General features: G+C 67.4%; 14 protein-coding genes. 5 read left to right on the top strand and 9 right to left on the bottom strand.

Translation table 11 applies throughout. From position 1 onward, the window contains the following. Positions 1-17: 17 nt before the first annotated feature. The 6 genes from FFI87_RS19295 to FFI87_RS19320 all read right to left on the bottom strand — a co-directional run bounded on the left by FFI87_RS19295 (position 18) and on the right by FFI87_RS19320 (position 6157). Positions 18-917: a LysR family transcriptional regulator gene (locus tag FFI87_RS19295; RefSeq protein ID WP_138849473.1), complete on the bottom strand. Its 900-nt coding sequence runs from the start codon at positions 915-917 to the stop codon at positions 18-20. Between the two features lie 155 nt (positions 918-1072). After that, positions 1073-1921, bottom strand: a complete 849-nt coding sequence (locus FFI87_RS19300; protein WP_175783796.1) for an alpha/beta hydrolase — start codon at positions 1919-1921, stop codon at positions 1073-1075. Positions 1922-2028: 107 nt separating this feature from the next. After that, complete coding sequence (locus tag FFI87_RS19305; protein WP_138849471.1) at positions 2029-2760, bottom strand: alpha/beta fold hydrolase; 732 nt, start codon at positions 2758-2760, stop codon at positions 2029-2031. Further along, the gene (locus FFI87_RS19310) at positions 2757-3563 is read right to left on the bottom strand and encodes a DinB family protein (protein ID WP_138849470.1); all 807 of its coding nucleotides are present in this window, start codon (positions 3561-3563) and stop codon (positions 2757-2759) included. The genes FFI87_RS19305 and FFI87_RS19310 overlap by 4 nt, the downstream gene beginning before the upstream one ends. A 136-nt stretch (positions 3564-3699) precedes the next feature. Next, positions 3700-4131, bottom strand: coding sequence for a YciI family protein (locus FFI87_RS19315; protein WP_105789082.1), 432 nt, complete (start codon positions 4129-4131; stop codon positions 3700-3702). A 256-nt stretch (positions 4132-4387) separates the two neighbouring features. Beyond that, entirely contained in the window at positions 4388-6157 is a 1770-nt protein-coding gene (locus FFI87_RS19320) for an ATP-binding protein (protein ID WP_138849469.1), read from the bottom strand. Positions 6158-6311: 154 nt separating this feature from the next. On the opposite strand from FFI87_RS19320, the gene FFI87_RS19325 reads away from it, so the two are divergent. Further along, a complete protein-coding gene (locus FFI87_RS19325) occupies positions 6312-6542 on the top strand; it encodes a hypothetical protein (RefSeq protein ID WP_006752702.1) in 231 nt (76 codons plus the stop codon). 33 nt (positions 6543-6575) lie between these two features. Here FFI87_RS19325 and FFI87_RS19330 read toward each other — a convergent pair whose 3' ends face one another. The 3 genes from FFI87_RS19330 to FFI87_RS19340 form a co-directional block, all read right to left on the bottom strand. Continuing rightward, entirely contained in the window at positions 6576-7280 is a 705-nt protein-coding gene (locus FFI87_RS19330; protein ID WP_011659492.1) for an MBL fold metallo-hydrolase, read from the bottom strand. Positions 7281-7450: 170 nt separating this feature from the next. Next, on the bottom strand, positions 7451-8221 hold the full coding sequence (locus FFI87_RS19335) for an ABC transporter permease (protein ID WP_006752704.1): 771 nt from the start codon (positions 8219-8221) through the stop codon (positions 7451-7453). A 5-nt stretch (positions 8222-8226) separates the two neighbouring features. Further along, the gene (locus FFI87_RS19340) at positions 8227-9171 is read right to left on the bottom strand and encodes an ABC transporter ATP-binding protein (protein WP_012366752.1); all 945 of its coding nucleotides are present in this window, start codon (positions 9169-9171) and stop codon (positions 8227-8229) included. Between the two features lie 867 nt (positions 9172-10038). Between FFI87_RS19340 and FFI87_RS19350 the strand changes: the two genes are divergently transcribed. The 4 genes from FFI87_RS19350 (at position 10039) to FFI87_RS19365 (ending at position 14488) form a co-directional block, all read left to right on the top strand. Then, a complete protein-coding gene (locus tag FFI87_RS19350) occupies positions 10039-11637 on the top strand; it encodes a DUF2957 domain-containing protein (protein ID WP_138849468.1) in 1599 nt (532 codons plus the stop codon). 71 nt (positions 11638-11708) lie between these two features. Beyond that, positions 11709-12962 (top strand): DUF2957 domain-containing protein, encoded by a 1254-nt coding sequence (locus FFI87_RS19355; protein ID WP_138849467.1) that lies wholly within the window; start codon positions 11709-11711, stop codon positions 12960-12962. Between the two features lie 74 nt (positions 12963-13036). Next, complete coding sequence (locus tag FFI87_RS19360; RefSeq protein ID WP_011659486.1) at positions 13037-13861, top strand: OmpW/AlkL family protein; 825 nt, start codon at positions 13037-13039, stop codon at positions 13859-13861. 123 nt (positions 13862-13984) lie between these two features. Further along, the gene (locus FFI87_RS19365; protein ID WP_012366749.1) at positions 13985-14488 is read left to right on the top strand and encodes a hypothetical protein; all 504 of its coding nucleotides are present in this window, start codon (positions 13985-13987) and stop codon (positions 14486-14488) included. The last annotated feature ends 188 nt before the right edge of the window (positions 14489-14676 follow it).

The following is a 14676-nucleotide window of genomic DNA, read 5'->3' on the forward strand; positions in this document are numbered from 1 at the left end:
GCACTTATCGAGCCGCTTCATGAATGGCCGGGGTGGCGCAGCGCATCGACGATCAGCGCGAATGCGCGGGACGATTGCCGCCGGCTCGCGTAGTACAGGTGATGGCCCGGAAACGTCGGACACCAGTCGTCGAGCACGCTGACGAGCCGGTCGGCTTCGACGTGCGGTGCGGCGAGTTCGGCCGGCACGTAGGCGAGGCCGTAGCCGGCGAGCGCGGCGTCGAGCATTTCATAGGTGCCGTTGAACGTGACCTGGCCGTCGACGCGCACCTGCAGCGTGTCGTCGCCGCGCGCGAGTTCCCACGCGTACAGCGCGCCGTGCGTCGGCAGGCGCAGGTTGATGCAGTCGTGCGCGACGAGATCCTGCGGCGTCGCGGGCGGCTCGCGTTCCGCGAAATACGCGGGCGCGCCGACGATCGCCATCTTGAGGTCGGGCGAGATGCGGACCGCGATCATGTCCTTTGCGACCTGGTCGCCGAGCCGCACGCCGATGTCGAAGCGTTGCGCGACGATGTCGGACAGCCCGTAGTCGGTCACGAACTCGACCTTCAGGTCGCGGTAGTCGCGCAGGATCGGCGACAGCCTCGGCCACAGCAGCGTGCGGATCACGTAGTCGGTCGCGTTGATGCGCACGGTGCCGGCCGGCTTGTCGCGCAGCTCGGCGAGCGCCGACAGTTCGTCCTCGATTTCGTCGAAGCGCGGCGCGAGATTCTGCAGCAGGCGCTCGCCGGCTTCAGTCGGCGCCACGCTGCGTGTCGTGCGCGTGAGCAGCCGCACGCCGAGGCGCGTCTCGAGCGCACGGATCGTATGGCTGAGTGCGGATTGCGACACGCCGAGCCGGGCGGCGGCGCGCGTGAAGCTGCGCTCGCGCGCGACGGCGATGAAGGCGAGCAGGTCGGCAAAGTTGTCGCGCGGCATGGAGGAAGTCGGATGGTCGATGCCTGCGCATCCTACCATCGGGGCTGCCGAGCGATGCGCCGGCGCGAGGGCTCGGCAACGCGGCAACGCTGCCGCGTGCGTCAGCCGGCCTGCGTCATGAGCGCTGGATGGCTCGCGATGCGGGTGTGCGGATCCTACGCATAGCCGCCGTGCTGGAACGACGTCGCGAAGAACCGCATCTGGTAGCCGATCGCATGCGCCCAGTAGTCCCACGTATGGCCGCCCGGACGCTCCGCATAGTCGTGCGGCACGCCGAGCGCGACGAGCCGTTCGTGCAGCGTGCGGTTCGAGCTGACCAATGCGTCGTCGCGGCCGCAGTCGATCGTCAGGTCCAGATGCGCGCGGACGAACGCGCGCGCGCTTTCGACGATCGCGTTGCGGTTCCAGAACGACGCATGGCGGCCGGGGTCGCCGAATACGTGGTCGATGCCGGGTTCGTCCTCGCAGCAGCGCGGATCGACCGCGCCGCTGATGCTGCCGACCGCGCCGAACGTGTCGGGCCGGTCGAGCGCGATGCGCAGCGCGCCGAAGCCGCCCATGCTGAGACCGGTGATCGCGCGCGCGCGCTTGGTCGAGATCGTCCGGAAGTGCATGTCGATATAGGACACGACTTCGTCACCGACGAAGGTTTCGTAGCGGCTGCCCGAGTCGAACGGGCTGTCGATGTACCAGCTTTCGTGGCCGCCGTCGGGCATCACGAGGATCACGCGGTAGCGATCGGCCAACGCGGCGATGCGGGTGTTGGCGGTCCAGTCGGTATGGTCGCCGCCGGAGCCGTGCAGCAGGTAGACGACCGGAAAGCGTTCGACGCCGCGTTCCGGGCCGTGGCGCAGGCGTGCGTAGTCGTCGGGCAGCACGACGGTCGCCTTCAGCGTCTCGTTCATCGCGGCACTCGGAATCGCGACGACCCGCGCCTGGAAGGCGATGGCCGGGCCCGCGACGGCGAGCAGCAGCACTAGCCACAACGCGCGTATCAGGTTCATTGCGCCTCGCATCGGGAAAACCCTGTACGGCGACTCTAGCAACCGCGCCTTTCAACCATATTTCGGCGAAACCTACGGGTTGTCAGGTGGGGGGGCAGCCGCGCGCATCAGCCGAAACAGCGCGCGAGCGTCTCCCGCAACGCGGCCGGCCGCTCGGCCGGTATCAGGTGCCCGCAGTTGGCGATCGTTTCGAAGCCGGCACAGCGTGCGAGCGCCCAGTCCGGCACATGCCAGCTCGCACGCGAGCGTTCGCCGGCGACGAGCCACACCGCATGGCGCTCGAATACTTCCGCAAGCGCCTGCAGATAACCGGATTCGCCGGTCGTCCCGACGACCGAGCGGCCCATCGCGCGCAGCGTTGCTGCCGGCTGATGCGCTAGCCAACGGCGCGCGTCGTCGAGCTGGCGCGGCGACGGATCGTCGATCGCGCCGCGCAGCCAGCCGAGCGGGTCGCCGCGCAGTGCGTCGAGCATCGCGTCGGCTTGCGCGGGCGACATGCGGCCGACCGACGCCGACCAGAACGCATCGTCGAGCGTGAAGTTGCCTTCGACGTTGGCGATGCGGCGCACGCGTGCCGGATGCGCATGCGCGAACAGCATCGCGATCGCGCCGCCCACCGAGTGACCGACGAGGTCCACCGGCTGCGCGCCGTAGTGCGAGTCGACGGCCTGCCGCACGTGCTCGACCTGCGCGGCGAGCGTGATCGCGTCGAACGGCGCGGCGCGGTGGATACCGTACCCGAGCAGGTCGGGGGCGAGATGCGGGCCGGGCCATTCGGGCACGTCGAACGTACCGATGAAACCGTGGACGAAGACGACGGGCGGGGTGGGGGCGCTCATTCGGCGGCCGAGGAGGTAAGGGGTGGCAATTCGAGTTCGGCGAGCAGTTCGTCGAGTTCGAGCACGTGCGTGAGGTCGTGGTCGAATAGTTCGCGCACGAGCTCGTCGAGCGACATCCGGCGCATGCCGTCACGCAGCCCGCAGCGTGCGAGTTCCGCCGGTTGCAGCGCGGCCGCCGTCGCGCACAGCGCGGCGCGTCCGGCGCGGAACGCGGCGAGCGCGTCGTCGAGCCGCTGAGCGAGGTAGTCGCGCTGCGCGGCGAGCGCAGTGCCGTCGACGGACGCGATCACCGGCAGCGCGTGCGTGCGCACGGCATCGATGCGTTCGGCGAACACCGCGTCGAGGTCGCGCAGGTGGCACGCATGTTCGACCAGTGAGAATCCCATGCCGGCCGGGCGGCGCGTGACGAGCGCGGCGGGAACGTGCGCGGCATACGCGGCGACTCGGGCAGGCATCGTGGCCAGCGCGGCGACGACGTCCGCGAACGGGCGCGCCTGCGGATATGCGCTGAATACCGCGCCGTAGCTGAACAGCGCGCCGCCAAGCCGGCCGCGCGGCTGTACGACGTCGTGCCCGTGGCGGCGCATCACGTCGGCGACCATCGCGCCGCAAAACTGCCGGGCCGTCGTGTCGGCTTCGATTTCGGGGAATTTGCGCGCGATCTCGTGCTGGATCGCGCCGATCGCGGCGACGCCGACACGCGACAGCGCCGCGAATTCGACATAGCGCTCGGGCTGCGCAATCAGCGCTTCGAGCTGCGCGCCCAGCGGCGTCGCGCGAAAACGGTCGAAACGGGAATGCACGACGATAGGGCCTCGCCTAGTAACGTGACAAAACGATACGTTACTGGGTGGGATGCCGTCAATCGCCGTCGACCCGTTTATTCGGAGAATCCGGCCGGCACACCCGCACCCCACCCGCACCGGCGCCCGGCCCGGCTCATGCGTCGTGCTTGCGATCCATCTCCGCGCGCAGCCGCGCTTCCTGTTCCTGAAGCTCCGGCGTGAATGCTTCGCCGAAGTCCTCGGGCGAGAAGATCGGCCGGATCTCGATGTCCGACTCGGTCGGCATCGGATTCGGGCAACGCTTGACCCATTCAACGGCTTCTTCCATCGAATTCACCTGCCACAGCCAGTAGCCGGCGATCAGTTCCTTGGTCTCGGCGAACGGGCCGTCGACGACCGTTCGGTCCTTGCCGGAGAAATGCACGCGCTTGCCGCGCGAACTCGGATGGAGGCCTTCGCCGGCGAGCATCACGCCGGCTTTCACCAGTTCCTCGTTGTACCGGCCCATCGCGGCCAGCAGTTCGGTATCGGGCATCGCGCCCGCTTCGGAAGAGGCCGTTGCCTTGACGATCACCATGACGCGCATTGTCGTTGCTCCTTGAACGTGAAAGGGGGAATCCGCTATCGGCCGGCCGTGGGGGCCGGCAAATCGATCGGTTACGACACTACGACGCGCGACGTTCGCGCGAATCGACATCGCGCACAAAAAATTCCGGTGACCGGTGAAGCGCCGCGACGCATTCTGCGTCGTCCGAGCGGCAACGGGTACCGGAAAGGTTCGCGGGCTCGACGACCGACGCCGTGGCCCGCATCCGCCGCACGCATGCCGACACGTCACCCGCTCACGCCGCCTTTGGATGCGCGTCGAGCATGTCGCGGATCCGGGCCGCGAGTTCGTCGCGGCGGTACGGCTTGCCGAGCAGCATGACGCCGGGGTCGAGCCGCCCGGAGTGGAAGATCTCGTCGCGCGTGTAGCCGGACGTGAACAGCACGGGCAACGGCGGCGTGCGCTGCGCCGCACGGCGCGCGAGTTCGCCGCCCTTGATGCGGCCCGGCATGATGACGTCGGTAAACAGCAGGTCGATATGCGTGTCGCAGTCGAGTATCTGCAGCGCGGCTTCGCCGTCGGACGCGGTGACCACCTTGTAGCCGAGCTGCGTGAGCATGTCGACCACGGTCAGCCGGACCTCCGCGTCGTCCTCGACGACCAGGATGGTTTCGCGACCGCGCGCGGCATCGTGCTGCGGTACGCGGGCAGGCTCTTCGGCGCAGTCATCGTGACAGCGCGGAAACGTGAGCCGCACGGTCGTGCCCTGGCCCGGCGTGCTTTCGATCGACGTATGGCCGCCGCTTTGCTTGACGAAACCGAACACCATGCTGAGCCCGAGCCCGGTGCCTTCGCCGTCCGGCTTGGTCGTGAAGAACGGTTCGAACACGCGCTCGAGCACGTCGGCCGTCATGCCGGCACCCGTATCGCTGATCTCGAACGTCACGTATTCGCCGGCCGGCAATGGCGAGCGCCGTGCGCCGCCGGCCTGCGCGGGATGCGCGTCGTTGTACGCGGCAATCGTCAGCGTGCCGTCGCCGCCCATCGCATCGCGCGCATTGATCGCAAGATTGAGCAACGCGTTCTCGAGCTGGTGCCGGTCGGCGAGCACGTTGCCGACATCGGGCGCCAGCGCGGTGACGATCCGCACGGTTTCGCCGAGCGCGCGGTGCAGCATCTCGCTCATCCCGTGGATCAGCTGGTGCGGATTGAGCACCGTCGCCGACAACGGCTGGCGCCGCGCGAAGGCCAGCAGGTGCGACGCCAGTTGCGCGCCGCGCCGCACCGCGTTGTTCGCGCTTTCGATTCGCGGCTGCGCGCTCGCGCGCTCGCCGAGCTCCACGGCCAGAATCTGCAGGTTGCCGCTGATCACCTGCAGCACGTTGTTGAAGTCGTGCGCGATGCCGCCGGTCAGGCTGCCGATCGCTTCCATCTTCTGTGAGTGACGCAACTGCTCCTCGACGGCCGCGCGCTCGGCGATCGCATCGGCCACGCGTTGCTCGAGCGTTTCGGTCAGGCGGCGCAGCGCATCGTTGGACGACTGCAGCGCCGCTTCCGCCTGTTCGCGATGACGCGTGGCGAGCACGCGTTCAGTCGTCTCGATCACGACGGCGAGCACGCCGCCCGGTGCGCCATCGTCGTCGGGCAGCGGGCTGTAATGCAGATCCATCCATACGTCTTCGGGGCGCCCGCTGCGCAGCAGCACGAGCTCCTTGTCGCGATACGACAGCGTGCCGCCCGCGAGGCAGGTGTTCATCACGTTGCGGTTGAACTCGGCGACCTCGGGCCAGCCGAGCTCGACCGGCTGGCCGAGCAGATAGGGGTGGCGCCCGCCGGCGAACCCGGCATACGCGTCGTTGTAGATCATGTAGCCGGGCCGGCCCCACAGCATCACCAGCGGCAGCGGCGACGCGAGCACGGTGCGCACGGCAGCGACGAGGCTCGCCGACCAGCCGTCGAGCGGGCCGAGGCCGGTGGACGACCAGTCGAAGGCGGCGACGCGCCGGGCCATTTCGCCTTCCCAGCCCGGGCAATCATGATGCTGCGCGAATAATTCGGCATGCATGGAAACGCTCCGTTAATGACATGGCGGCCGCGGCCTGGCGCGGCGAGTCGCGTGAGCCGATTCATTCTAGTGCAGATCGATCGCGCGGCGGGGCTCCGGAAACGCCTGTCAAAACTGGTATGCTGACCAGCATCACGTTCATGTGGAGGGCGCCATGGCAACGAAGGAAGTCTCGAAGAAAAAATACCTCAAGATCCTGAACAAACGCCTGCGGGCCGAGCCCGATGCGCCGGCCGGCGCGTCGTTCGTGTTCTTTCCAGTCGGCGCGAAGGCCCGGCATGCGACGGGCGTCGCCTCCGGCGAGCCGCACAGCAAACGTGAGCTCGCGGTAATGGCCGCGGTCCAGAGCAAGGCGGCCGCCGAATTCGTCGTGACCGGCGCCTGAGCGGCCACGGCCGGCCGCACGGCGCCGCGCGCGCTACGCCGCCGCGGCCGCCTCGCAGTGGGCGATGACACCGGCGATTACGCGCGGAATGTCGTGCGTGATCGCCGGGCCGTGCATCGGCAGGATGATGTCGAGATCGAGCGCCTGGATGCGGCGCAGCGCGCGCGCCAGGTGTGCGAGCGACGGCAGGTAGTCGGAGCGCGTGATTGCATCGAGGATCTCGGGCAGAGGATCGTCGGCGTCCTCCCGGCCGAAGCGCATCAAAATGTCCGACGACAGCAGCGCCTTGTACGCCGGCAGATACACGACGAGCGCATCCCACTGATGCACGTGTGTCGTGAAGACCGGCACGACGCCGGTGCCCGACAGCGTCGTCGGCTCCCCATCCTTCAGCGGAATCGCGCGCACGCCGAATACGTCGGCGAGCCCCCATGTACACATCGGATGTCCGTACGCGACGAGCGCCGGGTTGGCCGCGAGGAAATCGGGCAGCGCGCCCATTTCGTCGGCCTCGAAGTGCGGGACGATCACGCTGCTGACCATCGACGGCGCGATGCCGACGCCGTCGAGCGCCGCGCTCAGCTGCGTGAAATTGGACCGGGTGCCTGTTTCGACGCACAGCACGTCGCCGTGCGGCGATCGTACGAAGAACTGGCTGAAGCACAGGTTCAGCGTGTCGACGTAGGTCGTCGCGCGAAACAGGCCGTCGCGAACGGCGTCGATTCGGGAGGCGCTCATCGGGGTCCTCGCGCAGGGAATGGGGCGGGAGCCGCGCCGCCCGTGCCTCGCTGGTTGCGGTGCGGCAGGCGGCAGCAGTCGATCTTCCGATCCAGTCTAGCAGCGCCGCTCCCGATGCGCGAACCGGCGATTGCAGCTGCCGTGCCGCGTGCACGGCAGCACGCGCTGCGTCAGTTCTTCAGCTTGTAGCCGGTGCGGAACATCCACGCGACGATCGCGAGCAGGATCGCGAGGAACAGCGTGGTCGCCGCGAGGCTGATCCCCACGTGCACGTCGGCCAGCCCGTAGAACGACCAGCGGAAGCCGCTGATCAGGTAGACGATCGGGTTGAACAGCGTGACGATGCGCCACGCGGGCGGCAGCATGTCGACCGAATAGAAGCTGCCGCCGAGGAACGTGAGCGGCGTGATGATCAGGAGCGGCACGAGCTGCAGCTTCTCGAAGCTGTCGGCCCAGATGCCGATCACGAAGCCGAACAGGCTGAAGGTGATCGACGTCAGCACGAGGAACAGCACCATCCAGAACGGATGCAGGATGTGCAGCGGCACGAACAGCCCGGCCGTCGCGAGGATGATCACCCCGAGCAGCAGCGACTTCGACGCGGCCGCGCCCACATACGCGATCACGATCTCCCAGTACGACACGGGCGCGGACAATATCTCGTAGATCGTGCCGGTGAAGCGCGGGAAGTAGATGCCGAACGACGCGTTCGAGATGCTCTGCGACAGCAGCGACAGCATCACGAGGCCCGGCACGATGAACGACCCGTAGCCGATTCCGTTCACGTCGCTGATGCGCGAGCCGATCGCCGAACCGAACACGACGAAGTACAGCGACGTCGAGATCACCGGCGCGATGATGCTCTGCATCAGCGTGCGGCGCGTGCGGGCCATTTCGGCGCGATAGATCGCGCGGATGCCGTGGAAATTCCAGTTCGCCATGTGCGTTACGCCCCTTGTGCGCCGTTGCGGCGGTTGTCGATCAGGCTGACGAAAATATCCTCGAGCGAGCTCTGCGTCGTATGCAGGTCGCGAAAGCCGATGCCGGCCGAGCCGAGCGCGTTGATCAGCTTCGCGATGCTCGCGTCGTCGCGCTGCGAGTCGTACGTATAGACGAGCGCGGCGCCGTCGTCCGCGCGTTCGAGCCCGAACGTGGCGAGTTCGGCCGGCACGTCCGCGAGCGGGTGTTCGAGCTGCACGGTCAGCTGCTTCTTGCCGAGCTTGCGCATCAGCTCGCGCTTCTCTTCGACGAGCACGAGTTCGCCGCCGAGGATGATGCCGATCCGGTCGGCCATTTCCTCGGCTTCCTCGATGTAGTGCGTGGTCAGCAGGATCGTCACGCCGCTGTCGCGCAGCGAATCGACGAGCTTCCACATGTCGCGGCGCAGCTCGACGTCGACGCCTGCAGTCGGCTCGTCGAGGAACAGGATGCGCGGCTCGTGCGCGAGCGCCTTCGCGATCATCACGCGGCGCTTCATGCCGCCCGACAGCGTCATCAGCTTGTTGTCGCGCTTGTCCCACAGCGACAGCGCCTTCAGCGTCTTCTCGATGTGCGCGGGATCGGGCGCCTTGCCGAACAGGCCGCGGCTGAACGACACGGTCGCCCAAACGGTTTCGAACGCGTCGGTCGTCAGCTCCTGCGGCACGAGGCCGATCATTTCGCGCGCCGCGCGATACGCGTCGCGGATGTCGTGGCCGCCGACCGTCACGCGGCCCTCGGTTGGCGTGACGATGCCGCAGATCGAGCCGATCAGCGTGGTCTTGCCCGCGCCGTTCGGCCCGAGCAGCGCGAAGATCTCGCCCGGGCGGATGTCGAGGGTCACGTGCTTCAGCGCCTGGAAGCCGGACGCGTAGGTCTTGGAAAGGTCGGAGACGGAAAGGATCGGTTGCATGCTCACGGATGGCACGGCCGGTCGGTCCGACGCCGCGCGCCGCACGTGCCCGGCGGCGCCGCCGCGAGGCGGGCGGGGTCGGGGGCGGCATGGCGAACGGGCGTCATGTCGAACGGCGTTGGGGTGCGGGATCGCAGGACCGCCATATTAGCAATCGGCAGATGGAAATGCATGTCGATGGAAAGGCCATGCGATGCCGGCGCGGGATTTGCGGGAATTGCACATGCGTCATTCAATAAAGGGATGCTTTATTTAAATCGGGCGAACAATGCGCGTCGTTTTAGCTCGACCGGTGCGCGAGTCGACCGCTGTCGTCCCATGCGCGTTGCCCCGCGCGGGTATTTGTCTGAGCAAATAAATTGAAGGCCGTTTGAAAAACTGTCAAGCACCTTGAACACACTAGGATTGCGCGGTTCGGGCACGTTTGGAACTCTGCATCCATTTACTTGTGCGGATCGTCCGATCATAGTCTCGACCAACGACGCATCACGATAACGACTCGAGCGTACGTACGGAGACCAATACATGAGACGCCTATCCGAGGGCCCGGCCGGACTGCCATGTCCGCCCTTTTCGCTGCTGGATGCGGGCACGACGCGAGCCGTGTGCCCGCGTCATCGCATCGCGTTGCCGCTGTAGCGACGCACCACATTCCGTTTCGATTGTCCCGCTGGCGCCGTGCCGGACGACGGCGCCGCCGGACTGCGCTTGCCTGCCGCGGCGGTCCTGATCGCAACTCGCGATCCGGCCGCGCGGCGCGCATTGCGCGCATCGTCATGCGCCGCGCGCTCGCGGCGGCGCAATACCAACCGGCGGGCCACGCAGCCCGTCCGCACGAGACCTGTCGTATCTGAAAAGGAGGGGTTGATGCTTTGCATTCCTGAATGGCGGAAGGCGATCCTGTCATGCGCCGTGCTGGCGCTGCCGTTCGTCGCCGGTTGCGGCGGCGGCGACGATCCGGGCCCGATCAACGTGCCGCAGTGCTCGGGCAGCGCATGCGGGCCGAGCGGCGCCGAAACGACGCCGCCCGTCGTGACGAAGCTGTGTCCGGATTCGCTCGACTACACGACGACCTACACGGGCGGCGCCGGCAGCGGCGAATACGTGAAGGTGAAGTTCGACACGACCAGGCTGACCTATCAGATGCAGTTCATCGAATCGTCGGTGCCGACGTCGGCGGGGCAGGTCAACGACACGCGCGCGGGGCTGACGATCAACGGCGCGTTCCATCATCCGACCAACCTGCCGACGGCCGAGCAGAACCGCTGCGCGTTCGTGCTCGACAGCGGCGCGACGAGCGACGGCGCGTATTCGGTGACGATCAAGCGCACCGATCCGCCGATGCTGTTCGTCGGGAACGGGGTGGTCGGCGGCGGGATTCCGGGCGCGACGATTCAATTCGACGGCATTCCGCTCGCGCCGGGTCTCTATATCGGCACCGTGCCGTCGCGCACGTTCGATTTCTATCCGTTCATCGGCTTTACCGACACCGAGACGGATTTCGCCAAGGTGGCCGGCGTGTACAACGAAGTCGGCATTCATCTGTCGCCGACCGGCAGCAGCTATCAGACTGCCACCCCGCAGGGCTGGCAGCCGGATGTCGTGAACTGGAACCAGACGCTCGGCGCGGACGGCACGTGCACGATCACGCCGGGCAGCGACTACTCGTGCCAGACGACCGGTACGCCGTGGACGCTGCGCAAGAACGCGGACGGCAGTGCCGACAACGTGTTCGTCAGCAGCGCGAAACCGGGCTTGCCGTATCCGTCGGCCGGCCAGGAGCAGCCGCTCGTGCTGCTGTCGCCGACCCAGGCGCATGGCGTGATGATCGTCGGCAAGCTGAACGGCGCGCTGATACCGATCGTGATTCGCGTCGGCTACTCGCACGCCGATGCGAGCAACCTGCTGGCGTCGGTCGCCGACGCGGAAGTCGGCATCTCGATGCTGTCGCCCGCGCAGGCCGTCGCGACGAATGTGCTGAAGGGCGGTTTCATCGGGGCGACGAGCGCGTCCGCGTGCGGCGTCGTGACGTCCAACGGCGTGTATGGGGCACCGGGGATTTCGGGGCCGAGCTTCGACAGCCTCGTGCCGCATCCGGACCTGCCCGGCACGTTCAACGGCACGTTCTTCATGCCCGAGGCCGGCAACTGCACGGACGGCAGCGCCGTGTCGACGATTTCCGCCAACTACACGTCCACGCTGTTCCAGGGCAATACCGCGGCATTCATCGACCCGCAGACGTCGTCCGTGAGTTCGCAGTTCGCGCTCGACTACACGCAGGCCACGCCCGGCAAGATCAAGGTCACGGCGTCGCAGGACTTCAACGCGAAGGGTGCGAACGGCAACGTGGCGATCTTCAGCAAGGGCGACACGGGCTGGCTCGTGACGGCCGGGAACGTCTACGCGATGGTCGTCAACAACAACAAGATCAACCCGTTCTTCACGGTCGGCGCGTTCGTCCAGTAATGGCGTAACGAACACGGAATACCGGCGGCGCATGCGTCGCCGCCGGCGAATCGAAATTCAAGAGGATTCCTATGAATGTGAAGCATTGGATGGCCGCGGCGTCGCTCGCGCCCGTGCTGGCCGCCTGCGGCGGCGACGGCGACCCGCCGCCCGCGCCGGTGGTGCGGCTGTGCCCGCAGTCCATCGACTACAACACGGTGTTCATCGGCGGGTCCGGTTCGGGCGAACTCGTGAAGGTGCAGCTCGACACCACGAAGATGACGTACCGGATGACCTACCTCGCGTCGCCTGTGCCGACCACCACCGGCACCGTGCAGCCGACGCGCGACACGGCGCCGGCCAACGTCGTCGACGGCACGCTGGCCGACGAGACCGGCCTGCCGACCGTGAAGCTGAACCAGTGCACGTTCCGGATGCAGAACGCGAGCCTCGACCCGAGCCGGCCGGCCCGCCTGTTCCTCGGCGAAGGCGTGCTGGGCGGCGCGATTCCGGGTGCGACGATCCAGTTCGACGGCGTGATCGGCGTCGGCAAGATCACGAAAACGACGTTCCCGTACTACCCGTTCATCAGCTTCTCGTCGCTCGAAACCGATCTGTCGAAGATCGCCGGCGCGTACAACCAGCTCGGCTACCACCAGGTGCCGTCGCAGAACTTCCAGCCGGTGGCGCTCGACCAGCAGGTGACGATCAACGCGGACGGCAGCTACGTCGAAACGGACAACTTCGGCAAGAAGAACGGCGGGCAGCCGCTCGCGTCGAGCGCGACCGTGAACCAGCCGTTTACGCTGCGCGCCGATGCGCCGGCGTTCCAGTCGCTGAACTACCAGCCGCAGGTGCTGCCGACGCTCGCCGCGCTCGATCCGGCGAAGGCCGGCAAGGGGATCCTGATCGTCGGCAAGCTGCGCAACCAGCTCGTACCGGTGTTCATCCGCACCGGCGCCGCGAACGCGGACCTCACGCAGGGCCCGCCGAGCGCGGACGACGAATCGGGCATCTCGTTCCTGAGCCCGCAGGCGGCGGTCCCGCCGGGCTCGCAGAACGGCGAGTACACGGGCGTCGACAGTGCGTTCAACTACCGCGCGACCGCGCTCGTCGGCGCGCAGGCGACGCTGCTCGATCCGTTCAACGCGTCGCAGGCGGTGCTCACACGCGCGCTGAACCTCGACTACACGCAGAAGGTGCCGGGCGTCGTGACGACGGTGCATGCGGACGCGGCGTCGGGGCCGGCGACCGGCAAGTTCGTGTTCACCGGCGGCGTGTTCGGGTTCCTCGACATGGCCGATACGAACAATCCGTACTTCACGGTCGGCGCGTTCGTGCAGTGACCACGCGCGGATGGAGACACGGCGGCGCCGCGCGCGGATGCGCGGCGCCCGGACAGAACGAGGGGAGAGGTTTCATGAAGAAGCTGATTGTCGCGGGTGTCGTCGCAGGCGTGTCGACGCTCGCATCGGCCCAGCAGGCGGGCGACAACGTCGCGACGCTGGGCTGGCTGCACATCATGCCGCAGGATTCGACCAACGGCCTGACGACGAATCTCGCGAACATGCCGATCAACGGGCCGCTGCGGTTGCCCGGTTCGTTCACGTCGCCGGGCACGAGCCTGACGGTCAACAACGCCGATACGGTCGGCCTCACGCTCACGCACTTCTTCACCGACCACATCGCCGTGACGTCGGTGCTCGGCGTGCCGCCCGAGTTCACGTTGACCGGGCACGGCGTGATCCGGCCGCCGGGCCCGGCCGGCTCGCTCGGCAGCGTCGACATGGACAAGACGTCGAACCAGCCGGCCGTGAAGAATGCGCGGCAGTGGAGCCCGACGATCATTCTGCAGTACTACTTCAATGCGCCGACCGCGAAGTTCCGTCCGTTCGTCGGCATCGGCGTCGCCTACAGCTGGTTCAGCAACATCGAACTGAACGGCAACTTCGCGAAGGACATCAACGAGAACCTCGGCAGCGTGCTCGCGGCCGGCGCCGGCAAGCCGGGGCCGACGTCGGTGGAGGGCAAGGCGTCGTCGTCGTTCACGCCGGTCTACAACGTCGGCGCGAGCTATGCGATCGACAAGCACTGGGGGCTCACGGCGACGCTGACCTACATGCCGCTGAAGACCTACTCGTCGCTCGTGATCAAGGCGGCCGACGGATCGACGCTCGCGACCACGCGCACGCGGCTGAAGGCCGATCCGCTGATCACGTTCGTCGGCATTTCCTACAAGTTCTGAGCCGTGCGGCACACGTCACGCGTGCCGGCGGCTTCCTGCGACCGAGCGGCCGGAGCGATCCGGCCGCGACGTCGCGTTCCTGGCGGCATGCCGCCATTTGTGAAGAGAGAGGGGGCAGTTCAAATGAGCATTCGCAAAATCGCATCGCTTGTTGCTGCAGTGGCATTCACCGCGGTTTCGGCCGCGCCTGCTTTCGCCGTCACCGTGTCGCGCGCCGACGGTCAGGCCATGAACCCGAACGGGGAGCCGTTCTCCGCGACGGGCCTCACGGCCCTGGCCAAGGGGTCGATCAACGCGACCTGCAACGCGACGTTCAACGGCACGATCTCGTCGACGGGCATCGTCAACATCACGTCGACGACCTTCACGGGCGGCGCGACGTGCGGCCTGATCAGCGGCAGCGCGACCAGCGCGTCGCCGTGGACCGGGCAGGCCGACAGTACGACGCAGCTGTCGATCAACAACGTGAAGGTGAACGTCACGCTGCTCGGCACGTGCGGGCCGAGCAAGGTCGTGACGACGTGGAACGATCCGAACTCGTCGCTGACGTTCAACAATGCCGTGCTGACGCCGGACTGTACGGTTGGCGGCACGGTCGTCACGTCGCCGAAGTTCCACGTGCAGTAGGCATCGCGTGATCGAGGCCGGGCGTCCGCCATCGACGAGGGCCGTGCAAGGATGCGCGGCGGGCATTCCGGTTTCGAGCTGAGTTCGTGTCGTCGCGCGTATCGGCGCGGCGACCGGCTGGCTGCCTGCGTCGCGATCCGACGTGGGCGGCCATACCAGGGGCCGGTGCGACGCACCGTGCTGCCTGC

Origin of the sequence: Burkholderia sp. KBS0801, assembly GCF_005937855.2 — a bacterium.
GTDB classification, from domain to species: domain Bacteria; phylum Pseudomonadota; class Gammaproteobacteria; order Burkholderiales; family Burkholderiaceae; genus Burkholderia; species Burkholderia ambifaria.